Origin of the sequence: Vibrio amylolyticus (assembly GCF_023145695.1) — a bacterium.
GTDB lineage: Bacteria > Pseudomonadota > Gammaproteobacteria > Enterobacterales > Vibrionaceae > Vibrio > Vibrio amylolyticus.
The window spans coordinates 501,279-528,141 of record NZ_JAJHVV010000001.1; the positions used below are offsets into that span (position 1 = coordinate 501,279).

Here is a 26,863-nt window from a genome sequence, read left to right on the forward strand (position 1 = left end):
ATGGCACTACAAAAAAAGAAACGGCTTAATGCTAAGCATCAAGCCGTTTCAATACAAGTCAATTTAAGACTTTTGCTTATCTAGATTTTTTTGAAGATAAGACATCCGTTTGTACCGCCAAAACCAAATGAGTTACACGCAGCGTATTCCATATCCACTTTACGAGCGGTATGTGGAACAAGATCGATATCTAAATCGTCTTCTGGGTTATCAAGGTTTATTGTCGGTGGCACAATTTGGTCAACAAGGGACAACGCGGTAATGATAGCTTCAGCAGAACCCGCAGCACCTAGAAGGTGACCCGTCATTGATTTCGTTGATGATACCAATACTTGCTTAGCGCCAGCTTCACCTAGAGCGCGTTTAATGCCTTTAACTTCCGCAACGTCGCCTGCTGGCGTAGACGTTCCGTGTGCATTAACGTAACCAATCTGCTCACCAGTGATGCCTGCATCACGCATGGCCGCTTCCATTGCAAGCGCTCCACCAGAGCCATCTTCGCTTGGTGAAGTCATGTGATAAGCATCACCAGACATACCGAAACCAACAAGTTCAGCGTAGATTTTCGCTCCGCGAGCTTTAGCATGTTCGTACTCTTCAAGTACCATCATGCCAGCACCATCGCCTAGAACAAAACCGTCACGGTCTTTATCCCAAGGGCGTGACGCTTTCTGAGGTTCGTCATTACGCGTTGAAAGCGCTTTAGCAGCACCAAAGCCAGCCATACCAAGCTCAGATGATGCTTTTTCAGAGCCACCAGCTAGCATAGCTTCAGCATCACCGTAAGCAATCATACGAGCCGCATGACCAATATTATGAAGACCTGTAGTACAAGCTGTAGAGATAGCAATGTTTGGACCGCGTAAGCCACGCATAATAGATAAGTGCCCAGCAACCATATTTACGATTGTTGATGGAACAAAAAATGGGCTTACTTTACGAGGCCCCTTCTCAAGAAGAGTATTATGGCCTTTTTCGATTAACTCTAAGCCACCAATGCCTGAACCGATTGCTACGCCAACGCGTGGAGCATTCTCTTCAGTGATTTGTAGGCCAGAGTCATCCATTGCTTGGATACCTGCCGCGACGCCGTACTGGATAAACAAATCCATCTTACGAGCATCTTTTTTAGTCATATACTCTTCGCAGTTAAAGTCTTTAACTAGACCTGCAAAACGAGTTGTAAAATTGGTAGTGTCAAAGTGATCGATATCAACGATACCGCTTTGACCGGCGAGCAGGGCTTTCCAAGATGATTCTACAGAGTTGCCTACCGGTGACAGCATACCCATGCCAGTGACAACAACACGACGCTTGGACACGATATAATTCTCCGGAAATGAAATGGTTCTATGAAAGGGGTGTATATACTAGAAAAACACAGGCGGCTAGAAAGCCGCCTGGGAGAGATATTACTGAGCGCTGTTTACGTAGTCGATAGCAGCTTGAACAGTAGTGATCTTCTCAGCTTCGTCATCTGGAATCTCAGTATCAAATTCTTCTTCTAGAGCCATTACAAGCTCAACTGTATCTAGAGAATCTGCACCTAGATCGTCAACAAAAGAAGCTTCGTTTTTAACTTCTGCTTCGTCTACACCTAGCTGTTCAACGATGATTTTTTTTACGCGTTCTTCGATGTTGCTCATTTTTCTTTTCCTTTACAGATGTCGCCTAAATGCGATGATTCCGTAGTTTATTCAAACTATTGAAAGTTGCAAGAGAGACCTTGCTGGTCAAACCACAATTTTAGCGATTTTAACCGAAATTCAGTACATTATTGACTTAAATCATGCCCAACTATTGTTCACGATCCAGCCAAGCCCTCAACAGTGTAGAGCAAATTCTTATTTAAACTTACTCTAAATGTCGAAAACTGTGGTATTAAACCATATACATGCCGCCATTAACATGCAAAGTTTCACCTGTGATATAAGCAGCTTCTGGTGACGCTAAAAATGCGACTGTTGAAGCAATTTCACGAGGGTCACCTAAACGCCCTGCAGGGACATTAGATAATGTTGCAGCGCGCTGGTCATCATTCAGTGCTTTTGTCATATCTGTTTCGATAAAGCCTGGCGCTACTGTGTTAACAGTAATGCCACGAGAAGCCACTTCACGAGCCATCGATTTAGTAAAACCAATAACACCGGCTTTCGCTGCTGCATAGTTTGCTTGACCAGCATTACCCATAGTACCTACAACAGAACCTACGTTGATGATGCGACCGTTACGCTTTTTCATCATGCCACGCAGTACTGCTTTAGACATACGGTAGATAGGCGTTAGGTTGGTATCGATGATATCGTTCCATTCGTCATCTTTCATACGCATAAGAAGGTTGTCACGAGTGATACCCGCGTTGTTTACCAAAATGTCGATAACACCAAACTCTTCATTAATCGTCTTCAACGTTGCTGCGATTGAGTCAACATCTGTCACGTTTAATGCAAGACCTTTACCGTTCTCACCAAGATACTCACTGATTGCTGCAGCACCGTTGTCGCTTGTCGCTGTACCAATAACGGTCGCGCCACGTTCAACCAACAATTCAGCAATTGCGCGGCCAATACCACGGCTTGCGCCAGTCACTAGAGCAATTTTGCCTTCTAGATTAATCATCTGTTCTTCCTTATTTTCTTAGCTCGCTACTCGTTAATAAGTAAACTGAGTTAGCAAATTAAACTATGGCCAATTAAGACTTAGCCGCTTCCAAAGAAGCAACATCGTTAACCGCCGCTGCGCTAAGTGTTTTTACGATTCGTTTAGTTAGGCCTGTTAGTACTTTACCTGGGCCAAACTCTAATAATTTTTCTACGCCTTGCTCGTTCATCAGCTGAACACCTTCAGTCCAACGAACTGGGCTATGAAGTTGGCGAACCAATGCTGCTTTAATTTTTGCTGGTTCACTTTCTGCTACGACGTCTACGTTGTTGATAACAGGCAGTGTTGGCGTGTTAAATTCAATCTGTTCAAGAGCAATTGCAAGTTTATCAGCCGCTGGCTGCATAAGAGCACAATGAGATGGAACGGATACTGGAAGTGGAAGTGCACGTTTAGCACCCGCTTCTTTACAAAGTGCACCCGCACGAGCAACAGCGTCTTTATTACCCGCTATAACCACTTGGCCTGGAGAGTTAAAGTTAACTGGTGAAACAACTTCGCCTTGCGCTGCTTCTTCACAAGCTTTGGCAATTGACTCATCATCAAGACCAATAATGGCGTACATTGCACCAACACCTGCAGGAACTGCTTCTTGCATTAACTGGCCACGTAGCTCAACCAATTTGATTGCCTGTTTGAAATCGATAACGCCTGCGCACACTAGTGCAGAGTACTCGCCCAAGCTGTGACCCGCTAGGTTTTCAGGTTGCTCAAGACCAAGCTCTTGCCATACACGCCAGATAGAAACAGAAGAAGCAAGTAAAGCAGGCTGAGTACGGAAGGTTTGATTAAGATCCTCGGCAGGGCCATCTTGAATAAGAGCCCAAAGGTCATAACCTAGAACATCTGATGCTTCAGCAAATGTTTGCTTGACGACATCAAACTGCTCACCTAGCTCTGCAAGCATACCAAGAGCTTGAGAGCCTTGACCTGGAAATACGATAGCAAATTTGCTCATTGTTATTTTCCTTTAAATATTGTTAAAAGAGAAAAGGCACACCAACGTTGATTTCACTTCAACAAGTGCGCCTTAGCCTAAAAATTCGTTCGAGCTTAGAACTTAACCAGTGCTGAGCCCCAAGTAAAACCACCGCCGAATGCTTCTAATAAGAGCATCTGACCACGTTGAATACGCCCATCACGTACTGCTTCATCAAGCGCAGTCGGGACAGTAGCCGCAGAGGTATTACCGTGCTTGTCTAACGTAATAACGACCTGATCTAGCGACATCGTTAGTTTTTTTGCTGTCGCTGAAATAATTCGATAGTTCGCTTGATGCGGAACTAACCAATCTAGTTCAGATTTATCCATATTATTTGCCGCAAGCGTATCTTTAACGAGTTTAGAGAGTTGCGTTACCGCCACTTTAAACACTTCATTACCCGCCATGTGTAACCACTTGTCAGCATCACCACCACGCTCTGGAACACCAAGGCTGAGTAGCTCACCAAATTTTCCATCGGAGTAGATGTGGGTAGACAAAATGCCAGGCTCTTCACTTGCGCCGACAACAACGGCACCCGCCGCATCACCAAACAAGATGATGGTTGATCGATCGGTAGGATCACATGTCTTTGACAACGCATCAGCACCAATCACTAACACATTTTTACACATGCCTGTCTTAATGTGTTGGTCAGCGACTGAGAGCGCATAAACAAAACCAGAACAAGCAGCACCAATATCAAATGCTGGGCAACCTTTTATACCTAGCTTACCTTGAACTTGGCAAGCTGATGAAGGAAATGCGTGGCTGCTACTCGTTGTTGCAACGATAATTAGGTCGATATCGTGTTTATCGATACCCGCCATATCAATCGCATTCACTGCTGCGTGGTAAGCCATATCTGCAACAGTTTCATCTTCTGCTGCTATGCGACGTTCTTTAATGCCCGTACGAGTCACGATCCATTCGTCGCTTGTCTCTACCATTTTCTCAAGGTCTGCGTTTGTACGCACCTGAGTTGGCAGGTAGCTGCCTGTACCTAAAATTTTGCTATACATGAAAACTAATAATGCCTCTCGAGTAAAACCGCTTCTAAACGATCGCTGATACGACTTGGAACTTGTCGTTTGACCTCATGTACCGCTTCTCCAATCGCGTTGACGACGGCTGCTACATCGGCACTTCCATGACTTTTGATAACAATGCCGCGCAATCCTAGCAAACTTGCACCATTATACTGGTCGGGGTTCAATGTTTTTAACTCATCAAACAGCCCAGAAAATAACTTTTTTGCCACCCAACCTTTTATCGAATTCTTTCGCATACTTGCTTTTAATTTATCAATAAAGAGTTGAGCAGTACCTTCACATGCCTTTAGGCATACATTACCAACGAAGCCATCACAAACGACGACATCGGCAGCATCATGTAATAACTGATTACCTTCGATATATCCAGTAAAGTGAACAGATTGGCTTTGGGATAACATCTCGGCGCAACGCTTGACCAGGTCATTGCCCTTAATTTCTTCTGCACCAATATTTAAGATAGCGACACGAGCTGGTCGAGATAAATATTGTTCAGCTAAAGCGCTTCCCATTACAGCGAATTGGAATAGTGAATCAGCATCACTGGAAACATTCGCACCTAAATCAAGCATCCAAGTTTTGTTTCCTTGAGCCGTAGGCAGTGCAGAAATGAGTGCTGGTCTCTCTATACCTGGAAGAAGCTTGAGGCGAAAACGAGACAGTGCCATCAACGCACCGGTATTACCGCCGCTTAAGCAAGCATCAGCCTCACCGTTTGCAACAGCGTCAATCGCTACACGCATTGATGTGCCTGAACTATTACGTAGGGCCAGGGAAGGTTTTTCGAGATTAGAAATGACTCGGTCGCAATGTTCAACGATCAATCGATCATTGGCTGCGTAACCAAGTGAAGAGAGTTGAGTTGTGATCGAGGTTCGATCACCTATCAAAATAACTTTGAGCTCTGGGTAAGACGACAGTGCCTGCACGGCGGCAGGCACTGTAACACGAGGACCAAAGTCCCCGCCCATTGCATCAAGCGCAACGGTTATATTTTGCAAAGGTCAACCTTACTTGTTGATAACCTTTTTGCCACGGTAAAAACCTTCGGCAGTCACGTTGTGACGTAGGTGAGTTTCACCTGAAGTTGCATCTACAGAAAGTGCAGCTGTAGTAAGTGCATCGTGTGAACGACGCATGCCACGCATTGAACGTGATTTCTTGCTCTTTTGTACGGCCATTGACCCTACTCCTATGTAAATTCTTAAAGATACTTACTTGTTAATAAGTTAGCTCTTTAAGTTTTTTAAAACATCAAAGGGGTTCGGTTTTTCTTCTTCCTCAATAATTTCTTCAGGAATTTCACCAAACACCATGTTATTTGTATCAACGCTACAATCAGCTTCGTCGTGCATTGCGATTTGAGGCAAACTTAAGATGAACTCATCTTCAACTAACTCAATAAGGTCTAACTCACCGTACTCGTTCAGATCTACCAAATCGTACTCTTCCGGTGCTTCCTCTTCACTCTTCTCATTACAAGGAGTATATGTGAATTGGACTTCACAACAATGTGTGAAAACCTCATTACAGCGTTGACATTCCAAGTCGACATCGACGTTAGCTTTACCAGAGATAACTACGAGTCGCTGCTCATCAAGCCCAAATGACATTGAGACTTCTGCGTCGCGTTTAACGCCTTCGGTTGCTTCCTTTAAACGCTTAAGAAGACTGACCTGGATGATGCCATCTATGTCTGTTCTTCTTTGTGCTGTTTTTGCAGGATTAACCGTGCGTTGTATTTTTACCTTTTGCATAGGGCGCGAATCTTATCTTTCAAAATACGTTTAGTCAAAGAAAAAGGTAAAAAAGTTGGACTTTTTTGCCTTTCAAGAGAGAGAATTATTAACAGCATTCACTATTAAGTTATGCTGTCGTCTAAAACCCACACATTGTATCTAAAAATGCATAATTACCAAATAGTATTGGCCTCAACTTCGCCATTTCGCCAAGCGCTTTTAAATAAACTGGTAATACCGTTTATCACAGCCCAGCCTAACTGCGATGAAACACCGCTTCCTAATGAAGAACCAAAAGCGTTAGTCAGTCGCTTAGCCACAACCAAAGCCAAATCTTGCCACACTGATCAACCAAGCTTAATCATTGGCAGCGATCAAGTCTGCGTGATAAACGACACGATCGTAGGTAAGCCATTAAAGAGAGAAAACGCCATTAAACAACTTAAGGCTCAAAGTGGAAAAAAAATCACCTTTTATACCGGCTTGGCTTTGTATAACAGTGCAACAAAAACGTGCGAAACCATTGTTGATGAGTTCCATGTGTACTTTCGTGATTTAGATAGCGCAACGATTGAAAACTACGTTGACAAAGAGCAGCCCTTTTTTTGTGCGGGAAGCTTTAAATGTGAAGGATTAGGTATTGCACTGTTTGAGAGGCTTGAAGGGAAAGATCCCAACGCACTCGTTGGATTACCTTTGATTGATTTAATCACTATGTTGAAATCAAAAGGTTTTGATGTATTGGCTCAGAAGTAGGCTACATATAAATGCGACTGACGATAATCGCCAGTCGTATTTATTCTAAACTAGGAGCACAATCGGTTAAGCAAACAAGTCATAATAGATGACAATCGCACTAACTGCTTTTTCTTAAGGCCTTTAAAGCTCGTTCAAGTTTGGCTTCTAACGGTGCACTAATATCGACAACCTTTTCGGTTGAAGGGTGAACAAATTTGATGTTTGCAGCGTGTAAAAACAGCCTATCTAATCCGCACTTACCCGTATAAGCATCGAATCGACGATCGCCATATCGGTCATCCCACGCAATAGGGTGTCCAGCGTATTGAGTGTGGACACGAATTTGGTGCGTTCTGCCTGTTATTGGGCTTGCTTGAATTAACGTCGCATCATCAAACTTCTCGATTATTTTAAATCGCGTTTCTGACGCCTTACCCTTTGGGTTAACCCGAACAATGCTGTTTACTTCGTTTTTTAATAGCGGCGCGTTGATCGCTTTGCAGGTCGCCTTCCACTGCCCCATCACCAATGCGAAGTAAAACTTTTTAACGGTTTTCTCCCTAAATTGAGCCTGAAGATGTCGAAGTGCAGAACGCTTCTTAGCAACCAGTAAAATACCAGAAGTATCTCGGTCAATACGATGAACAAGCTCCAGAAACCTCGCCGTAGGGCGTAAGGCGCGTAACGCTTCAATCGCTCCAAACTTCAAGCCGCTACCGCCGTGAACCGCAAGGCCTGATGGTTTATTCAAAATCAAAACGTGATCATCTTCAAAAATGATATTGCTTTCTAGCGACGCGACTTTGTTCAGCTTTGTGCTGATTACCGGTTCATCGTCTTTCTCTTCAAGCGTGACAGGAGGAATTCGGACAATATCACCAGCTTGAAGCTTATACTCCGCTTTGATGCGTTTTTTATTTACTCGAACTTCGCCTTTTCTCACGATCCGATAGACCATGCTTTTAGGAAGATTTTTCAATTGGTTGCGTAAGAAGTTATCTATTCGCTGACCCGCCATGTCTTCGTCGATATCGACGAACTGGACTTTAGTTCTTATTTCACTCATTTCGTTAGTGTATCACTCTAACCTGTTATATTTCACATTTTCTTAGTGAAGAACGAACGAATTCTTGCAAACACCTACTCCTTTAGCAGTTATGCCCTCGTTGCTGTGGATAAAAAATAAACATTCATTCATTGGTTTCCCTCCTACTAGAATAAATACACAGAAAAACAATGAAATACGTGACCCAACGCAGGAAGAATGTTGTTTTTTTTTGCCTGTTTATAACAAAGCAGATTGCTGTGATTTCTTTGCACTGCTATAGTTCACAGCTGCTATTCACGCTTCGGTGATTATTTAAACAAAATCAAGCGTGAAACTGCACAGTTAACTGAGTAGATTACTTTATTCCGTAGTGCCGCAACTGGCGTAAGACGCTTCTGAATTTAGTCAACTTATTGCTCTACTCGTCGTATTTTCATGTTGAGTATTCTCCGCAAATCGCGGGTCACAAGCTTTTAGTTTGTGACGACTGACGTGCCCACAGAGCATCCCCTCCAGCCGGGAGGCTGCACTTTTAGCCATGGGATCTGGCACCGTGAAAACGAACTAAAGCAATAAGAACAATTAATATAAAGAAAGATAACGAGATTATTAAATGAAAAGAATGTTAATCAACGCAACTCAAAAAGAAGAGTTGCGTGTTGCTTTGGTAGATGGCCAACGACTATTTGATCTAGATATTGAAAGTCCTGGGCACGAATCAAAAAAAGCAAATATCTATAAAGGCCGTATCACCCGTATCGAACCAAGCTTAGAAGCAGCTTTTGTTGACTACGGTGCAGAAAGACACGGTTTTCTTCCTCTCAAAGAAATTGCACGTGAATACTTCCCAGCAGGTTACACCTATCAAGGTCGTCCTAACATCAAAGAAGTATTGAAAGAAGGCCAAGAAGTTATTGTTCAGGTAGAAAAAGAAGAGCGTGGTAGCAAAGGTGCTGCATTAACGACTTTTGTTTCACTTGCAGGTAGCTACCTTGTTCTTATGCCAAATAACCCTCGTGCTGGCGGTATCTCTCGTCGTATCGAAGGTGATGAGCGTACTCAGCTTAAAGCGGCACTTAGCACGCTTGAGCTTCCACAAGGCATGGGACTGATTGTTCGTACGGCTGGTGTTGGTAAAAGTGCAGAAGAGCTAGAGTGGGATCTTAATGTACTATTAAACCATTGGGGTGCTATTAAGCAGGCTTCTGAAACTAATACTGCTCCTTTCCTTATCCACCAAGAAAGTAACGTTATTGTACGTGCTATTCGTGACTATCTACGTCGTGATATTGGTGAGATTCTGATCGATAGCAATACTATCTATGAGCGCGCTTTAGCACACATCCAACTAATTCGCCCTGACTTTGTTAGCCGAGTTAAAAAATACGATGGCGAAGTACCTCTATTTAGCCACTACCAAATAGAAAGCCAAATTGAATCTGCATTCCAACGTGAAGTTCGTCTTCCATCGGGTGGTTCAATTGTTATCGATCCAACTGAAGCGTTAACGTCTATCGATATCAACTCTGCACGCGCAACAAAAGGCGGCGATATCGAAGAGACAGCACTTAACACTAACCTAGAAGCGGCTGATGAGATTGCTCGTCAATTACGTCTGCGTGACTTAGGTGGTCTAGTTGTTATCGACTTTATCGATATGACGCCAGTTCGTCACCAACGTGAAGTTGAAAACCGCTTACGTGATGCCGTTCGTTTAGACCGAGCTCGTGTTCAAATTGGTCGCATTTCTCGCTTTGGTCTATTAGAGATGTCTCGTCAGCGTTTGAGCCCATCATTAGCAGAAGCAAGCCACCATATCTGTCCTCGTTGTACCGGTACTGGTGTTGTTCGTGACAATGAATCTTTAGCGCTTTCTGTACTTCGTCTTATTGAAGAAGAAGCATTGAAAGACAACACTGCTCAAGTTCTTGCTGTCGTCCCTGTTCCAATCGCTTCTTACCTGCTTAACGAAAAGCGTCGCTCAGTGAATCATATTGAGAAGAACCAAGAAGTTAAGATTACCGTGGTTCCAAACTCTGATATGGAAACGCCTCACTTCGAAGTTATTCGAGTGCGTGAAGGTGAAGAGTTTGATCTACTTTCTTACCTGCTTCCTCAAAAAATTGATGCTTTGAAAGAAGCGGAAAGCAAAGAGCCTGCAGAGCAAGAGATTAAACCACGTAAGATTGAACAACCAGCGCTTCAAGGATTTGCATCTCCAGCTCAAACAGCACCAACACCAGCACCTGCGCCAAAAGCAGCTCAAGCAGCACAGGTAGAAAAAACAGAGAAACAAGAGCCTGGCTTTATTTCTCGTATGTTCAAAGCACTGAGTGACTTCTTTAACGGCTCTCCAGAAGAGACGAAAAAAGAAGAAGTGAAGGAAGAAAAGCCAGAAGAGCAGCGAAATACACGTCCACGTCGTAATCGTAATGATCAGCGCCGTCGCAACAACCGCGATAATCGTGATAATCGTGACAATCGAGATAACCGCGATCGTAACAAGCGCAAACCAGCTCGTGACGAACAAGTAACGGGGAGCGAGGATAAAGCCAAGCAAGAACGCAAGCCTAATACTCGTAAGCCAAGAAATGATCGTCGCAACAACCGCGATGAAGTAAAAACATCCAAAGTTGCAGAACAAGGCCAACAAATTGCTGCTGATGCTCAAAAAACTCAACAGCAACAGGCTCCTTCTGAAACTAAAGCAGTAAAAATCAAAGAGCGCCGTCAACGACGTCAACTGAGCAAGAAAGTACGCGTTAATGGACAAAAAGAAGCAGAGCTTAACAAGGCAGAAGAAGTAGCAACCGCTGTTGAAGCTGCCGAGCAGGTTGAAGCGAAAGTTGAAGCAAACGAAACAGCTCAAGAAGAGCAGCCGAAACAACGCCGTAATCGCCGTTCACCACGTCACCTGCGTGCAAGTGGTCAACGTCGTCGTCGTGGCCGTGATCGTCGCCCGAATCCATTCCGTCTACGTAAAGGTGGCGTTGCGTCTCCAGAGATGGCAATGGGTAAAGTAATGCCTCGTTATGATCTTGCTAAGCCAAACCATAAGGCTAAACAGCGCTCTAACGACAACAAAGCCGAACAATCTTCGAACATCGCTCTTTCGGGCTTTGCAATGCCAGAGATGGCAATGGGTAAGATTGTTATTCGTCCAACCTTTATGAACGACGAAATTAGCAGCGTTGACACTGCTGCAACCGTTAAAGTTGAGCCAGTGGTAGAGGCAGCACCTGTTGTTGAGCCTGTTGTAGAAGAAAAAACTGAAGTTGTTGCAACTAAGCAAGTTGAAGAAGTGACTCAGGCAGTTGAATCGGAAAAAGTAGAAACGCTTGAAGCACCGATTGCTAATGAAACTCCTACTGCTAGTAACGAAGAAACTAAAGCTAAGCCAGCTCCTGTTGCTGAAAAAGCGAGCGAAGCACCTAAAGCAGTCGCTACTTCTCCTAAAGGAACTCGAGTGAAGGCTCACGCAACCTCGGTAATGACTAAGGCTCCAGGGCCTCAGGAAATTAAAGAGATTGAAGTTGTTGCGATGCCTCTACGAGCTGAACGTTACCAAGCAAAAGGCGCTGGTAGCCAAGTTGCTCGTAGCCAAGCTGGAGCGGTAACAACCAAGCCTCAAAGTTTCTAAGAAGCTTATCAGGTATAAAAGGCTGCTAATTTTAGCGGCCTTTTTTTTAGCGTATCAAAGCGAGTAACAGTGATATTAATCTATAATAGGTTAATCATTGAACTTAATCACACTTTTAGGTAGCATGCGCCGATTCACATTCATTTACACTTGCTCACACTTCAAGATAGATTGTTCTTCAGTCTCGGATATTTACTCTATTCATCGAAAGTGTTGTTTAAGGATAAACCCACCAGCCAAAATACTGAGTAATCATGTTTGAATTTCCACAGTTTTCTAAACATTCTGTAAAAAATGACGTCCTATCTGGACTGACCGTTGCCCTAGCTCTTGTCCCAGAAGCCGTAGCCTTTGCTTTTGTAGCAGGTGTTGACCCTATGGTCGGACTCTATGCCGCCTTTATCGTTGGTTTAATCACCTCTATATTTGGTGGACGACCAGGCATGATTTCCGGTGCGACCGGCGCGATGGCTGTCGTTATGGTCAGCCTTGTTGCTACTCACGGGGTTCAGTATCTATTTGCCGCTATTATGCTAGCTGGATTTTTACAAATCTCAGCCGGTCTTTTCAAGCTTGGTAAATTTATTCGCATGGTGCCACATCCGGTTATGATCGGTTTTGTAAATGGCCTTGCGATCGTTATTTTCCTTGCTCAGCTCGGTCAGTTTAAAACTCCAGACGCTTCAGGTGCATTGTCATGGTTGCCTCAGGGTGAAATGATGCTGATGCTTGGCTTAGTTGCACTGACGATGGCTATTATTCACTTTTTGCCGAAATTGACCACAGCTGTGCCCTCTTCTCTTGTCGCTATTGTTACAGTGACACTCCTTGTTCTAGGCCTTGGATTAGAGACAAATACTGTTGTTGATTTTCTAAGAACAATGTCTGGTGATGCAAATGCAACACTTGCAGGTTCTTTGCCAACCTTTGCTATCCCGATGGTGCCGTTTAACCTAGAAACGCTACAGATCATTTTGCCTTACGCGATTATCCTAGCGGCTATCGGCCTTATAGAGTCTCTATTAACACTGACCGTTCTTGATGAAATGACAAACACTCGTGGTAAATCAAACCGTGAGTGTGTCGGCCAAGGCCTTGCCAATGTCACCTGTTCAGTATTCGGCGCGATGGGTGGTTGTGCGATGATTGGACAATCTATGATCAACGTTAATTCCGGTGGTCGTGGACGTTTGTCTGGTATTGTCGCTGCCGTTGCTCTGCTTGCGTTTATTCTTTTTGCTTCAGCTTTAATCGAGATGATTCCATTAGCGGCGCTTGTTGGCGTGATGTTCATGGTTGTTATTGGTACGTTTGAGTGGGCAACCTTTAAGTTGGCGCGCCGCGTACCTAAACAAGACTTCTTCGTTATCGTTCTAGTAACGATTGTTACCGTATTGACAGACCTTGCGATAGCAGTGGCGGTTGGTGTTATCGTCTCGGCGCTGATGTTTGCTTGGGAGCACGCTAAGCATATCTACGCAAGTAGCAAGATTAATGAAGAAGGCTCAAAAGAGTATCACGTAAATGGCCCAATCTTCTTTGGTTCTGCAGCAAACTTCTTGGAGCTTTTTGATTTCCAAAATGATCCTGAAGATGTCATTGTCGATTTCGCAAGCTCACGCGTTGCAGACCACTCAGCAATTGAGGCAATTGAAACACTGGCTGTACGTTACTCAACGTTAGGCAAAACTCTTCATCTTCGCCATTTGAGCCCTGATTGTCGTGCTCTGCTGCACAAAGCGGGCAGCTTAGTCGAAATCAACGTGAAAGAAGACCCTAGCTACAAAGTTGCGACTGACGTCTTAGCAGGCTAAGTCTCACATTACAGTAACTAACGTTATATGAAATAATTATAAGGCTTACCTCTGGGTAAGCCTTTTTCTTCCTGTTAACCCCTACGCCTAAACTGTAAGTAATAAAAAAGGAAGCACATCGGCTTCCTCTCAAGGTTATCTTTATTTTTACTATTAATTCAGCACAACATAACCACGGTTTGTCATACAGTTACGCATAACGGTTTACTGATCTTGCTCGTAGTTTGCTTGATTTTCTCGGCGGTCACGGCTACCTCCAATAATACCTGCACCAAGACCAACAGCCGCACCTTTCTTCGCCCCTTCAGAGCCAGAACCACCCGCAATAGCAACACCTGCAGAGCCGATTGCAGCACCTTTTAGAGCACCACCGACAGCACCACGAGAACGCTTATCTTTTTGAACTTGGCCAGCCATTTCTTCGCATTGGTGCATGTCAAAGACATAGTCTTTTTCATCCACACCAGATTTATCAATGATTAAGTTAGCGTTAGCACTTAAAGAGAAAGCCATTGCCAGTGATAGTAAAGTTACGCGTTTCATATCTAGGTTTTCCTGTTGAGCTTTAGTTATTCAAACAGTATAAAGAAACGCCGTACAATTAATGGAATAACGATTATTCCTAATGTAATAAGGTGATTCTCCATCAATGGTGAATCACCTCCCCTAGCCATTACAAAACGGTTATCGAGAAATACAACGATAAAAAAACCCCAACCTGTTGGCTGGGGCTTGATAATCAATATTTCGTGCTAGCGAAACATCTTATAACGTCAGAAGTCTTACTTCTTTTTAGCTGGTTTTTGGTCAGCTTTTTTCTTGATTACTGTCGTGCCTTCGAAAGTTTCACCTTCAACGTATGCAGTACCGAAGTATGCCGTTGTTAGAACTTCTTTTAGCTCAGTAATTAGAGGGTAACGTGGGTTTGCACCAGTACACTGGTCATCAAACGCTTCTACCGCTAACTCATCAAGTTTAGCGATGAAGTCAGCCTCGTTAACACCCGCTTCTTTAATAGATAGAGGGATGTCTAGGTCTTTCTTAAGCTCTTCTAACCAAGTTAGTAGACGCTCAATCTTCTGTGCAGTGCGGTCACCAGCTTGGCTTAGGCCTAGGTGGTCAGCAACTTCTGCGTAACGACGACGTGCTTGTGGGCGGTCGTACTGAGAGAAAGCAGTCTGCTTCGTTGGGTTATCGTTCGCGTTGTAGCGTACAACGTTAGAGATAAGTAGTGCGTTAGCTAGACCGTGTGGTAGGTGGAACTCAGCACCAATTTTGTGAGCCATAGAGTGACACACACCTAGGAAAGCATTCGCAAACGCTACACCAGCAATTGTTGCCGCGTTGTGTACTTTCTCACGAGCGATTGGGTCAGCGGCACCATTTTTGTAGCTTGATGGTAGGTACTCTTTAAGCATCTTAAGAGCTTGTAGAGCTTGACCGTCTGAGTACTCGTTCGCTAGAACAGATACGTAAGCTTCAAGAGCGTGAGTTACTGCATCGTAACCACCGAACGCTGTTAGAGACTTAGGCATGTTCATTACTAGGTTAGCATCAACGATAGCCATGTTTGGCGTGATTTCGTAGTCAGCTAGTGGGTACTTAGCACCAGTCTTATCGTCAGTTACAACAGCAAATGGCGTCACTTCAGAACCTGTACCTGAAGTAGTAGTAATACATACTAGCTCAGCTTTCTGGCCCATCTTAGGGAACTTGTAGATACGTTTACGGATATCCATAAAGCGCATTGCTAGCTCTTCGAAGTGCGTTTCTGGGTGCTCGTACATAACCCACATGATCTTAGCTGCATCCATTGGAGAACCGCCACCTAGAGCTAGGATAACGTCAGGTTGGAAGCTCTTCATTGCTTCTGCACCTTTCTCTACTACAGATAGCGTTGGATCCGCTTCTACGTCGAAGAATACTTGAACTTCGATGCCTTGCGCTTTAAGAAGACGAACAACATCATCAGCGTAACCGTTGTTGAATAGGAAACGGTCAGTAACTAGGAATGCGCGTTTCTTACCTTCTAGGTCGCCAAGAGCGATTGGAAGGCTACCACGACGGAAGTAAATAGACTTAGGTAGTTTGTGCCACAACATGTTTTCAGCTCGCTTCGCTACAGTTTTCTTGTTGATAAGGTGCTTAGGACCTACGTTCTCAGAGATAGAGTTACCACCCCAAGAACCACAACCAAGAGTTAGAGACGGTGCTACGTTAAAGTTGTAAAGGTCACCGATACCACCGTGAGTAGATGGGATGTTTACAAGAATACGTGCTGTTTTTAGTTTGTCACCAAAGTAACGGATACGGTCAGTGTTTGTATCTTGGTTCGTGTAAAGACCAGATGTGTGTCCGATACCACCAATTTCAACCATAGTTACTGCTTGAGCAACAGCGTCTTCGAAATCGTCAGCACGGAATAGGCCTAGCGTTGGAGACAGTTTTTCGTGAGCGAACTCGTCGTCAACGCTTACTTTACCAAGACCTTCACCAACAAGAACTTTCGTGTCAGCAGGCACTTTAACACCCGCCATTTCAGCGATTGCAGGAGCAGGCTGACCAACGATTTTCGCGTTTAAGTTGCCATCAATAAGAAGTACTTTACGTACTTTATCTGCTTCAGTTTTGTTTAATACGTATGCTTTGTGAGAAGCAAAACGCTCTTTCACTTCGTCATATACTTCGTCAACAACGATTGCTGCTTGCTCAGAAGCACAAACAACGCCGTTATCGAATGTCTTAGACATAAGGATAGAAGCTACTGCACGTTTAATGTCAGCCGTTTCGTCAATGACGATTGGCACGTTACCAGCACCAACACCGATAGCCGGCTTACCTGAAGAGTATGCTGCTTTAACCATGCCTGGACCACCAGTTGCAAGGATAAGTGCGATACCGTCGTGCTTCATAAGCGCGTTTGAAAGCTCAACTGAAGGTTGGTCAATCCAACCAATGATATCTTTTGGAGCACCCGCTGCTACCGCTGCATCCAAAACAAGTTTAGCTGCGTCGTTTGTAGAATTTTTAGCACGAGGGTGTGGCGAGAAGATGATGCCGTTACGTGTTTTAAGAGAAATTAGAGACTTGAAGATTGCTGTTGACGTTGGGTTAGTCGTTGGAACGATACCACAGATAATACCGATAGGCTCAGCAATTGTCATTGTACCTAAGCTGTCATCTTCTTCTAAGATGCCACACGTTTTTTCGTCTTTGTATTTGTTGTAAATGAACTCTGAAGCAAAGTGGTTTTTGATTACCTTATCTTCAACGATACCCATTCCAGACTCTTCTACCGCTTGTTGCGCTAGAGGGATACGAGCGTGGTTAGCTGCTAGAGAGGCTGCGCGGAAGATTGCGTCTACTTTTTCTTGAGAAAAAGTTGAGAACTCTTCTTGAGCTGCTTTTACGCGAGCTACTAGAGCATCTAGTTCAGCTAAGTTAGTTACAGGCATAGTGGATCTCCTAAAATAAATAAATATTAAAAACTTTTTATTAAGATTGCGTTGGCGCCTTCTTCAAAACTACTGTCAAGGTCTCTACCTGACACACATACTTAGTAAATTGCTTTCAGGACTGAGTATAATATTTCACACCACGAAAGAAATTGACGCAGATCAGTTCTCAAAAGGCAATTACCTACAAAGTAGTGCTACAAACGCCACCGCTCACCTAAGAGCATGATAATAATAAAGAAAAACAGAATCACTGCATGCTTAAAAATCAAACAAACAGATAAATAAAAATAAATAACTTTCAAAAATCTGTAAAAAAGTTTCATTTCCCTACAAAAAAGCACACATAAAGAAGCTTTTTTCGTGCTACGAGCATATACTTTTTTGAGACAAATGTGACATTAATGATAGAAAAAATTGTCATAAATGTGGGATTAAACTCATTTATTTTCGACGAAATTTAACTTTCACCTGTCAACGAAGCGCTATAAATCAGATTAGTTTTATTACAAAGAACTGGTCAAAAAAAATCATACTTTTCTCTTCATTTTCACTCGTACCCACAATCGTTTTACCATAGAATCGCGGCAAAATTATTCACCCTTTATCTTGTTGTTGAGTTATCGCTATGACGTCATTTGAAATCGCCATATTTTTGCAGTTTTTCTTAGGATTGGTTGCTGCTGTTAATCCAATTGGGATCATGCCAATTTTTGTCTCTTTAACCGGTCACATGACGGTGGAAGAAAAGAACAAAACCGCGAGGACCGCAAATATAGCTGTCGCTATGATTCTGATTATCTCTCTGCTTGCAGGGCAAGTATTGCTCGATATGTTCAGTATTTCACTTGATTCATTCCGTGTTGCTGGCGGTCTGCTGCTACTTAGCATTGCCTTCTCTATGATGAGCGGTAAGCTTGGGGAAGATAAGCAAAATAAACAAGAGAAGTCAGAATACGTCACTAAAGAACAAATTGGTGTCGTTCCTTTGGCTATGCCCTTAATGGCCGGCCCAGGTGCGATCAGCTCAACCATTGTTTATGGCGCGCGCTACCCAAGCGCACTCGACACCGTCGGAATCATTGTGACGGTCGCTCTATTTTGCTTTTGTTCATGGCTACTGTTTCGTTCGGCTCCCTTAATTGTCCGTTTTCTTGGTCAAACTGGAATCAACGTAATCACCCGTATTATGGGATTGATCCTTGGTGCACTAGGCATAGAGTTTATTGCAAATGGTTTGCGAAACCTTTTCCCAGGGCTCGCTTAGTTCTATTGCTAGTCACTAACAATAGAAAGTGGCTATTGCTTGGGTCTGCGTAAATAAGCTCGGTGTTATACCGAGCTTATTTATTATTACGTGGTCGCAATAGGTTTATCTATGCACCGATGATTCCACCATCTTTACGAGTAATCACTACAACCGTCGATCTTGGTATACTTGAACCTCCGTCAGGATAATGAGATGGAGCCAGAGATTCACCGGGGTGCTGAACCCCAACAAACATGGTTTTGCTATCAGGTGTGAAAGCTAGCCCCGTGATTTCACATGCAATGGGCCCGGTTAAGAATCTGCGAATTTCACCCGTGGCAGGGTCACTGCACAACATTTGATTGTTACCCATTCCTGAAAAATCTCCTTTATTTGAATACTTACCATCGGTCTGAATCCAAAGACGACCTGCTTTATCAAAGCCAATACCATCGGGACTGTTGAACATGTTATCTTTATTAATATTAGCCGTACCCGCCATAAGGCCCGTTTCATGTACCTCAGGATTCCCCGCTAATACGTAGATATCCCATTCAAAAGATGGGCTAGTATGATTTCCTTTACTAGGTCTCCAACGAACGATATGGCCATACGGGTTTTTCTCTCTTGGGTTAATGGGATTAACTGGCTGCGAGTCTTTTACTCCTCGATATTTATTATTGGTGAGGGTACAGAACACAGATTTATTATCAGGATGAACAGCCACCCATTCTGGGCGATCCATTGTCGTTGCCCCTACTTGTGTTGCTGCAAGACGAGCAAATACCATCACGGATGCTTCATCTGGGAAACCATTTTCAGGGGTCAGTCCATTCTTACCCCAAGTAAGCTCTAGCCACTTACCTTGACCATTGAGTTCACCTTCTGTGCCTTCAAACTTAGCAACATATAATGTCCCCTCTTCCAAAAGGTCACGATTAGAATCTGATCCTTTTACAAATTTGTTCTTAGAGACAAATTTATAAAGGTGCTCCCCTCGCTCATCGTCCCCGAGATAAACAACAATGTGACCATCATCGTTCACCATCAGTGCGGCATTTTCATGTTTAAATCGACCGAGCGCACTGCGTTTTTTGGGTGTTGAGTTTGGATTCATCGGATCAATTTCAACGACCCAGCCATGACGGTGCGCTTCATTTGGCTCTTTACTAATATCAAAGCGTTTATCATGCTTATACCAGTCATAATCCCAGTCTTCATCTTTCAAACCATAGCGAGCATAAGAGTCAGCTAGCTTTCCTCCAGCCGTATTAGCAAAATACCCATTAAAATTCTCCTCACAAGTCAGGTAAGTCCCCCATGGTGTTTCGCCATTTGCACAATTATTAAATGTACCCAGAATCCGTTTACCTAATGGATCCGCTTCTGTCTGAAGTAAATTGTGGCCAGCTGCTACCCCTGTCATTTCCATTTCAGTGTAAGCCGTTATTCGGCGGTTTAGACGGCCATCTACATTTACCTCCCATTTTCCAGAGGTGTTTTTTAGTTCAATCACTGAGACGCCATGTGCCGCTTGGGCTTTACGCACATCGTCAGCAGAAATAGATTTTCCTTGATGGGCATACAAATATTCATTATTCGTGTATTCATTATTGACGACCAATACAGCACGAGTACTAGAGAGTGGGAAAAAAGTCATGCCATCATTATTGTCGCCAAACTGCATCTCTTGGGCTTTTGAGTCATTTTCTTGATTAAAAGCGGGCGCCCCTTTGATAACGGCATCACCCCAAGATATTAACGCTTCCGCTTGATACCCATCCGGAACTTCAATCGTGTCTGCCACTGAAATAGGAATCGCCCCAAATCCTAATAAACTCGATGGCGTAGCATTTGTTTTCGCTATTGCTTGGCTCACTGGGCTAGCAGCAAAAAATCCAACAGTGCCTGCTGCTCCTGTCGTCCTAAGAAATTGACGACGCGACATTGCCGCCTCAATGAATTTATTGAATTCAGGTTCTTGCTCAAGTGGGCGCTGATCGTGGTTATGGTCGAAATGCTTCACAATGACTTCCTTTATATTTATGAATTAGTCTCTATATCTAGCAATGATATTTCGACGTTAATCGTGAAGATGAAGAGTTACAACTTGGTTGCAAAATCTTGACATTAATATGTAGTTTTAATGTCTAAGATTATCGATATGATATAAAAATCTCAGATATTCGATAGCCAATGAATCTAGGCTGCCATTGGTAATGGTTGGCGTACCTCTCTAATCTGCTATTATTAAGCGTCAATACCAAGGGTTGTAATTTCATGCCACGACACTCTCTAAAGCATCATTTGTACGTTATCATTTTTGGAGCCCACACCCCTGCGGGTCGAGCTTTTGACATTGGCTTGATCATCGCCATTATCGCTTCTCTAATTGTACTTATTTTGCATTCCATACCTGCTCTGAATGATAAGTGGGCTGATGTATTCTTCTATCTCGAACTCAGTTTTACTGTTTTATTCACCATTGAGTATTTATTAAGGCTCTATTGTTCGCCAAAACCAAAGGCTTATGCGACCAGCTTTTATGGCATGGTAGATTTGCTGGCAATATTGCCTACCTATCTCGCGCTTTTCTTCCCTGCCGCTACCTATATTGGCGTAATTAGAATGCTTAGGGTGATGCGTATTTTTCGCATACTCAAGTTGGTGCGGTACCTGCAAGATTCAAATATCCTCCTTCGTTCATTACTCATGGCAAAAAGAAAGATTTTTATCTTTTTTAGCACGGTTGGAATTTTGGTTATTATCTTGGGATCGTTAATCTACGTTATTGAAGGGCCTGACAATGGGTTTACTTCCGTTCCACAGAGCATTTATTGGGCAATTGTTACTATTACGACGGTAGGGTATGGCGACCTCGTGCCACAAACATCGGTAGGTAAAGCGGTGGCTTCAATTACCATGTTACTCGGTTATTCCATATTGGCGGTTCCCACCGGTATTATCACTGCTGAGCTAAACCAAGAAATGAATTCACATAAAACACTGGTTAAGTGTCCGAACTGTATGAAGACCGGTCATGAAAGTGATGCCATACATTGTAAGTTCTGTGGTAGCGAATTAGCTGAACCAGACGAACGCGTTGTACCTGTAGAAAATGGGTAACGATTAGGAAGGTAAACAATAGACATTAAAAAAGCGCCATACTCGGCGCTTTTTATCCCCGATATAAACCACATCGGGATTGAACAGTCGTCAACTATGACTTTTCTGCGAGTATGATACGCAATGTTCTACGTAAAGGTTCAGCTGCACCCCAAAGTAATTGGTCGCCCACAGTAAATGCATTGAGGAAATCATTACCCATAGACATCTTACGTAGACGGCCCACAGGAACTGACATTGTTCCTGTCACTTTCGCAGGAGTGAGTTCTTGCGCTGTGATATCCCGGTCATTAGGAACCACTTTAACCCAATCATTGTGAGTCGCGATGATCTCTTCGATTTCGTCCATCGGAACGTCTTGCTTAAGCTTGATCGTTAGAGCTTGAGCGTGGCAACGCATTGCACCAATACGAACACAAGTACCATCAATGGGAATTGGCTGCCCATCTAGGCCAAGAATCTTGTTCGCTTCAACGCCCGCTTTCCACTCTTCTTTGCTTTGACCGTTTTCACGCTTAACATCGATCCAAGGGATCAGAGAGCCCGCTAGAGGAGCACCAAATTGATCGGTTGGGAAAGAGTCTGAGCGAATTGTCTCTGCGACTTTCTTGTCGATATCAAGGATCGAACTAGCAGGGTTTGCAAGCTCTGAACTTACCGAGTCGTTAATCACGCCCATTTGTGAAATAAGTTCACGCATGTTCTTAGCACCCGCACCTGATGCGGCTTGGTAAGTCATGGCGCTCATCCACTCGACCATACCCTTCTCGTAAAGACCACCTAACGCCATAAGCATCAAGCTCACCGTACAGTTACCACCAACGAAGGTGTTGGTGCCGCCGTGAATGCCTTGTTGGATTTGAGCCAAGTTAACAGGATCAAGAGTTATAATTGAATCAGCATCCATACGTAGAGTAGATGCCGCATCAATCCAGTAGCCTTTCCAACCTGCTTGACGCAGCGCTGGGTAAACTTTCTCAGTATAGCTACCACCTTGACAAGTAATGACTGCATCTAATTGCTTTAAGCTTTCAAGATCAAATGCATCTTGCAGCATGCCAGCATCTTTACCTAGATTAGGAGCCGGAATACCTACTTGAGACGTGCTGTAAAATACTGGCTCGATTAGGTCGAAGTCTTTCTCTTCAACCATGCGTTGCATCAATACAGAACCAACCATGCCACGCCAACCAACTAAACCAACTCTCATCACAAACTCTCCATGTACTTTAAATAGGGTATACCTCCATCTATAAGTTTTTAAGCCAAAGATCTCAAGCAATAATTGCTAAAAGTTACAATTTAACGACGGAAATGGGTAAAAACTGCTTTAGAAGGCTAGAAGTCCAACCACAGGTCGGTTTTTTAGATTGAGACTCTAGTAACAGAGAAGAAAAAGCGTATTCATAAAAACAATAATTTAAAAAAGCGCCACATTGTGACGCTTTGTTATTATCAGGCTTTCGTACTAGCCCTTTTTCCGAGGTAGTAACCTAATCCTAATGGGGCAAAGAAGATGGTTAGAATGAATAAAACGAAATACAGAAGTACACTTTTGATTAATTCAATCAGTTTCTCAATCGCCAAAGTCACGATGTCTTGGGACATCTGATCAATATCTTGAGTAAACCTCTCTCGTTCATTCGAGACAATTACAGCAATCGCTTTTCTTTCTCTTTCAATCATACTGATCAGTTCAATACGCTCTTTTTCTACCATTTTTTCAAGCGCCTGTCGCTCGATACTTAATTGACTTAATTTGTCATTCGTTTTGGTATCAATATCATCAACCAAAGGCTGCAACTCTATCGCCATCTGCTCGGCAAGGTTACGCATATACTCAGGGTTATTTTCGACAAAATCTTGGAATGATTGAGAGCTTTCTTGAATGCTTTGCAATGTGGCCGTTAACTCAGCACCACTTAAACTGCTGTTTAGTGCCAATAATTGAGCTTTCCACGTCATTACTTTCGGCGTTTGCTCTGAAACTAAGCTCAATTTATCAGACACATCACCGAGTGCCTCTGGCATCGTACCTAAAGTAGCGACTGCCTCATCACCGTTAATATCATTGGATTCTAACCATTTACGATAAGCTGGCGTTCGAGTAAAAGAGATATCAGAAAATGGGTTTTCTTGAGCAAACTGAACAACAAACGCCTGAGTCGATTGGAAAGCACTGCCTTTTAATACACCTTTCGCCAATTGATCCATTTCCATTGAAAGCTGTTTGGATGCCATAAGCGCATCGTCTTGAGCAAATAATGCTTGCCCTGCTCCACTTTCAAAAAATTTTGTCATCTGGTAACTAAACACCCAGGTATCAATCAACCCTGCCATCGGGGCGACTTGATACGCTGCGCCCTGTAATCCTTCAGAAGCGTTAATCTTCCACAGTAATAAATGAGATTGGTTGAATGTGTCGTCTTCAGAATAACTTAAGGCCATCATATCGGCCGTTTGTTCCACTTGAGCAAAAAACTGCTGAGCGAATTCTCGCGTCATCAAACGCATATTCAGCTCTTGTTTTGTTAAGGGCGTCGTTTGGCTGTCTATTTTCACCTCTAACAATGAGCACCCACTTAAAGTAAACACGCAAAACAGAGCCACCCATCTAATCCAGTAATTAGTCATTATAGAAATCTCACAGTACAACCTAAAATCGGTCAAGATTATGAAATCAATAAGTCAGAGAACTATCAGAACTCAAAAATAAATGTGATGTGTCTTCCATACCCTCATTGGCTCTCGATATATCGCTTAGCACTCTCAATGGTCGATAATAACTCTATAACTAACCGTTCTAGTTTTTGATCCGTTACCTTGATTTCATTTTTTAAATCTTCTTCAATTGACATTGAGATATCTTTTAAAGGCGCGGCGCCTAAGTTTGCCGATACACCTTTCAAACTATGGACCTTTCTCATCGCGTGCTCAATATCAGACTCAAGTAGCTCAGGTAACATCTTGGCATCATTCTCATGGTCTTCAATAAACACCCCTAGCAACATAAGTACAGACTCTTTATCTCCATTTAAGGTATTAAGCATGTAATCAATGGAGACTTCCGACGAAGCCACAACGTCTACGTTTTGATTGTTAAGCTTCTCGAGCTCATACGGCTCTACTTCGGGTATATCCATCGTTCTGGCTTCGGATGCTGGTAAGGAGGACGAGGATGCAGCGGTTGGCGAGGCCGTTTGTTTATCTACAGACCTTTTACTAACGGACTCCTTGCTCACTGACTCTTCATTGACTATTGGCGCATTGGGGGTCTTCACCTTATTTAGTTGGCTTGGGTTTGTTACAAGCTCACTTTCAACCTGTACACGTACCTGCCCGCTAACTGGTGAATCTGTCGCTAATCTTGGCTCCTCATAAAACGTCTCACTCACCTCTACACTCTCTTTCTTGATGGTAATAAGCGACAAGAAGAACAGAGCTATGGCGCTAACAAAGATTGCGATGAAAAAATAGTATCTCTCCAATTCGTTAAATTGCATTTTTAGTTGGAGCTGAAGAATATTGACTGGATGGTTCACTAACCTTTCGACTAAGTAACTCCCCTTAGCGTAACTGCCTAAAACAGAAGAAGTTTGAGCCAACGCTTTCTGAAGCTTTTCGCCATCCAAGGAATCCATAGTTTGAGAGTGAGCAAATATAGAATCCAGTGAACGATAAATTTCAGGGCTAGCCGACGAGCTACTAAACATCGCCTCAAAAACACGGCTACTCAACTGGTAGTAAAGATCCTGAATTTCTGGTCGCTGACTATAACTCTCCCTCGTGCTCTTCAGCTGATCAACTAATGCCATGAGTTCTACCTCTGTACCGTTAAACTGTTTTACTAATTCAATAAAACGATCTGTCGTAAAGAGCAGGTGTTCGATATCAGGTTGGAAAAACCCTTGTTGGTAATTCGTTTCTAGTTGGATTCTCAATGAATAGACCAATTGAATTTTAAGTGCAATATCCTCGGCATGGGCAATACGATATTGAGTATCAAAATACAGGGCGCTTCTGAGTTCTTCTAGGCCATTACCTAGTTCATCAACACTGGTCAGGTTCTGTAAATTAGATCGAGCGAACATCGTAATGACAAGAATCACCGCAAGCCAAAGACCAACAATGATGGATATCTGCTTACGCTTATTCTTCATTGAACGTAGAGTTTTCATCGATTCCTTCGACATAGAGATAGCCTATTATTTTTCAAACTAGAAAAGACACTTATATAGATTATGACACCTTAGTGAATAAATAAAAAAAGAGAGAGCAAAAGCTCTCCCTCATCACTAATTTCGTGTCAATTGGTCACGCAAGTTAGGCGGCGTGCCTTTTATTGTTAATGTGTCCGTTTCTGGATCGTAGAAGATACGTTCTCCCAGTAACAAGCTATCGAAACTCACATTTAAACCACCACCCGCACCAACATACTTCGTCAGTTTTCTCATTGTGCTACGGTCTGCGGGAAAGCTCTCTTCGAGTTCATAGCCTTGTTCTTTGGTATAATCTAAGAAGCTAGTCCCCTCTTGGCTTTGTGGAAGCTCACCTGATAACTCTCGAACTTGTACTTCCTCGCCAGATTTAATGGTCTCATTACAATAATCGTATACTTGCTTCTTATAATTCGTCGCCTCTTCCTTCTCTAATTTAGAGTCACTACAGAAGTCTTGTACTGCTTGCATTAATACTTGATTTTGCTGCTTCGTGTCTAAGCCAACTTCCGCTTGTAGGAAGTCGAGGAAAAAATCTGCCACTTTACGGCCAACTCTACCCTTAATGTAAGACAGGTAACGGTTTGATTCTTTATCTGTTTCATAACTAGAAAGATCAATGCGAGCGACGATATCCATTTTGTTAATATCTAAATAATCCGTCGCGCTAATTTCTAGCCCTTCAGTCACTTTAAGGCTTTGAATTGATGGGAGTAAGGCAACAAAAAGATAATCTGTTGCTAGTGACTGATATTCAGCAATAACCAAGATACCTTCATCAGCAAATGGGTACTTACTCAACTCTGATTTCAGTCTATTTGCACTAAGTTGTGAGAAATCATAAAAATTCTTCTCACCTTGGCGAAGTTCTTGCAACCACATTTGAAATTCGCTGTCTGACTTAAAAGAACCAAAGCCTTTACCTGCTTTAGCATTAAAAACACGATGTAGTTCAGCAACAAGGTGCTCTGTTGAGCCATCGTTTTCTAGAGAGTGGGAACGAAAATTAACAATCAGTTCATCCTGATCGTTTTTCGAAATTTGATGTAAAATGACGTTGGAAAGTTGAAGGCTCATAATGAAAATATCGTCGTTCTAGGTTTCAGTTGTTAGGCATTGTAGGTTATCATAAGCCGCTTTTA

Annotated in this window: 21 protein-coding genes; 5 read left to right on the forward strand and 16 right to left on the reverse strand. The window is 43.1% G+C overall.

Annotated elements, in window-relative coordinates; all coding sequences use genetic code 11:
- Positions 1–80: 80 nt before the first annotated feature.
- From fabF to yceD, 8 genes are all read right to left on the reverse strand, one after another.
- Positions 81–1,322, reverse strand: coding sequence for a beta-ketoacyl-ACP synthase II (gene fabF / locus KP803_RS02260; protein ID WP_248007201.1), 1,242 nt, complete (start codon positions 1,320–1,322; stop codon positions 81–83).
- 90 nt (positions 1,323–1,412) lie between these two features.
- Positions 1,413–1,646 (reverse strand): acyl carrier protein, encoded by a 234-nt coding sequence (gene acpP / locus KP803_RS02265; protein ID WP_005595964.1) that lies wholly within the window; start codon positions 1,644–1,646, stop codon positions 1,413–1,415.
- Between the two features lie 235 nt (positions 1,647–1,881).
- A complete protein-coding gene (fabG, locus tag KP803_RS02270; protein ID WP_248007202.1) occupies positions 1,882–2,619 on the reverse strand; it encodes a 3-oxoacyl-ACP reductase FabG in 738 nt (245 codons plus the stop codon).
- Positions 2,620–2,692: 73 nt separating this feature from the next.
- On the reverse strand, positions 2,693–3,619 hold the full coding sequence (fabD, locus tag KP803_RS02275; RefSeq protein WP_248007203.1) for an ACP S-malonyltransferase: 927 nt from the start codon (positions 3,617–3,619) through the stop codon (positions 2,693–2,695).
- Between the two features lie 95 nt (positions 3,620–3,714).
- Positions 3,715–4,665, reverse strand: coding sequence for a beta-ketoacyl-ACP synthase III (locus tag KP803_RS02280; protein WP_248007204.1), 951 nt, complete (start codon positions 4,663–4,665; stop codon positions 3,715–3,717).
- A gap of 5 nt (positions 4,666–4,670) precedes the next feature.
- Complete coding sequence (gene plsX, locus KP803_RS02285) at positions 4,671–5,696, reverse strand: phosphate acyltransferase PlsX (protein ID WP_248007205.1); 1,026 nt, start codon at positions 5,694–5,696, stop codon at positions 4,671–4,673.
- Between the two features lie 9 nt (positions 5,697–5,705).
- On the reverse strand, positions 5,706–5,876 hold the full coding sequence (rpmF, locus tag KP803_RS02290; RefSeq protein ID WP_004737376.1) for a 50S ribosomal protein L32: 171 nt from the start codon (positions 5,874–5,876) through the stop codon (positions 5,706–5,708).
- 48 nt (positions 5,877–5,924) lie between these two features.
- Complete coding sequence (gene yceD / locus KP803_RS02295; RefSeq protein ID WP_248007206.1) at positions 5,925–6,452, reverse strand: 23S rRNA accumulation protein YceD; 528 nt, start codon at positions 6,450–6,452, stop codon at positions 5,925–5,927.
- 147 nt (positions 6,453–6,599) lie between these two features.
- Between yceD and KP803_RS02300 the strand changes: the two genes are divergently transcribed.
- Positions 6,600–7,190 carry a Maf family protein gene (locus KP803_RS02300; RefSeq protein ID WP_248007207.1) on the forward strand — a complete coding sequence of 197 codons (591 nt, stop codon included), beginning with the start codon at positions 6,600–6,602 and terminating at the stop codon, positions 7,188–7,190.
- A gap of 100 nt (positions 7,191–7,290) precedes the next feature.
- Here the strand turns inward: KP803_RS02300 and rluC are convergent, their stop codons facing one another.
- Complete coding sequence (gene rluC, locus KP803_RS02305; protein ID WP_248007208.1) at positions 7,291–8,238, reverse strand: 23S rRNA pseudouridine(955/2504/2580) synthase RluC; 948 nt, start codon at positions 8,236–8,238, stop codon at positions 7,291–7,293.
- 595 nt (positions 8,239–8,833) lie between these two features.
- On the opposite strand from rluC, the gene rne reads away from it, so the two are divergent.
- Both rne and KP803_RS02315 read left to right on the forward strand, forming a co-directional pair.
- Positions 8,834–11,860, forward strand: coding sequence for a ribonuclease E (rne, locus tag KP803_RS02310; RefSeq protein ID WP_248007209.1), 3,027 nt, complete (start codon positions 8,834–8,836; stop codon positions 11,858–11,860).
- Positions 11,861–12,114: 254 nt separating this feature from the next.
- Complete coding sequence (locus KP803_RS02315; protein WP_248007210.1) at positions 12,115–13,674, forward strand: SulP family inorganic anion transporter; 1,560 nt, start codon at positions 12,115–12,117, stop codon at positions 13,672–13,674.
- A 204-nt stretch (positions 13,675–13,878) separates the two neighbouring features.
- On the opposite strand, the gene KP803_RS02320 is transcribed toward KP803_RS02315, so the two are convergent.
- Together KP803_RS02320 and adhE are read right to left on the reverse strand one after the other, a co-directional pair.
- Positions 13,879–14,217: a glycine zipper family protein gene (locus KP803_RS02320; protein ID WP_248007211.1), complete on the reverse strand. Its 339-nt coding sequence runs from the start codon at positions 14,215–14,217 to the stop codon at positions 13,879–13,881.
- 239 nt (positions 14,218–14,456) lie between these two features.
- On the reverse strand, positions 14,457–17,129 hold the full coding sequence (adhE, locus tag KP803_RS02325; protein WP_248007212.1) for a bifunctional acetaldehyde-CoA/alcohol dehydrogenase: 2,673 nt from the start codon (positions 17,127–17,129) through the stop codon (positions 14,457–14,459).
- A 628-nt stretch (positions 17,130–17,757) separates the two neighbouring features.
- Between adhE and KP803_RS02330 the strand changes: the two genes are divergently transcribed.
- A complete protein-coding gene (locus KP803_RS02330) occupies positions 17,758–18,396 on the forward strand; it encodes a YchE family NAAT transporter (protein WP_248007213.1) in 639 nt (212 codons plus the stop codon).
- 109 nt (positions 18,397–18,505) lie between these two features.
- On the opposite strand, the gene KP803_RS02335 is transcribed toward KP803_RS02330, so the two are convergent.
- Positions 18,506–20,326 carry a PhoX family protein gene (locus tag KP803_RS02335; protein WP_282437151.1) on the reverse strand — a complete coding sequence of 607 codons (1,821 nt, stop codon included), beginning with the start codon at positions 20,324–20,326 and terminating at the stop codon, positions 18,506–18,508.
- Between the two features lie 332 nt (positions 20,327–20,658).
- Between KP803_RS02335 and KP803_RS02340 the strand changes: the two genes are divergently transcribed.
- Complete coding sequence (locus tag KP803_RS02340) at positions 20,659–21,504, forward strand: ion transporter (protein ID WP_248007215.1); 846 nt, start codon at positions 20,659–20,661, stop codon at positions 21,502–21,504.
- Between the two features lie 94 nt (positions 21,505–21,598).
- Here KP803_RS02340 and asd read toward each other — a convergent pair whose 3' ends face one another.
- From asd to yejK, 4 genes are all read right to left on the reverse strand, one after another.
- The gene (gene asd, locus KP803_RS02345) at positions 21,599–22,714 is read right to left on the reverse strand and encodes an aspartate-semialdehyde dehydrogenase (protein WP_248007216.1); all 1,116 of its coding nucleotides are present in this window, start codon (positions 22,712–22,714) and stop codon (positions 21,599–21,601) included.
- A 245-nt stretch (positions 22,715–22,959) separates the two neighbouring features.
- Positions 22,960–24,138 carry a chemotaxis protein gene (locus KP803_RS02350; RefSeq protein WP_248007217.1) on the reverse strand — a complete coding sequence of 393 codons (1,179 nt, stop codon included), beginning with the start codon at positions 24,136–24,138 and terminating at the stop codon, positions 22,960–22,962.
- 104 nt (positions 24,139–24,242) lie between these two features.
- Positions 24,243–25,697, reverse strand: a complete 1,455-nt coding sequence (locus KP803_RS02355) for an Hpt domain-containing protein (protein WP_248007218.1) — start codon at positions 25,695–25,697, stop codon at positions 24,243–24,245.
- A 102-nt stretch (positions 25,698–25,799) separates the two neighbouring features.
- Positions 25,800–26,798 (reverse strand): nucleoid-associated protein YejK, encoded by a 999-nt coding sequence (yejK, locus tag KP803_RS02360; RefSeq protein ID WP_248007219.1) that lies wholly within the window; start codon positions 26,796–26,798, stop codon positions 25,800–25,802.
- Positions 26,799–26,863: the final 65 nt, after the last annotated feature.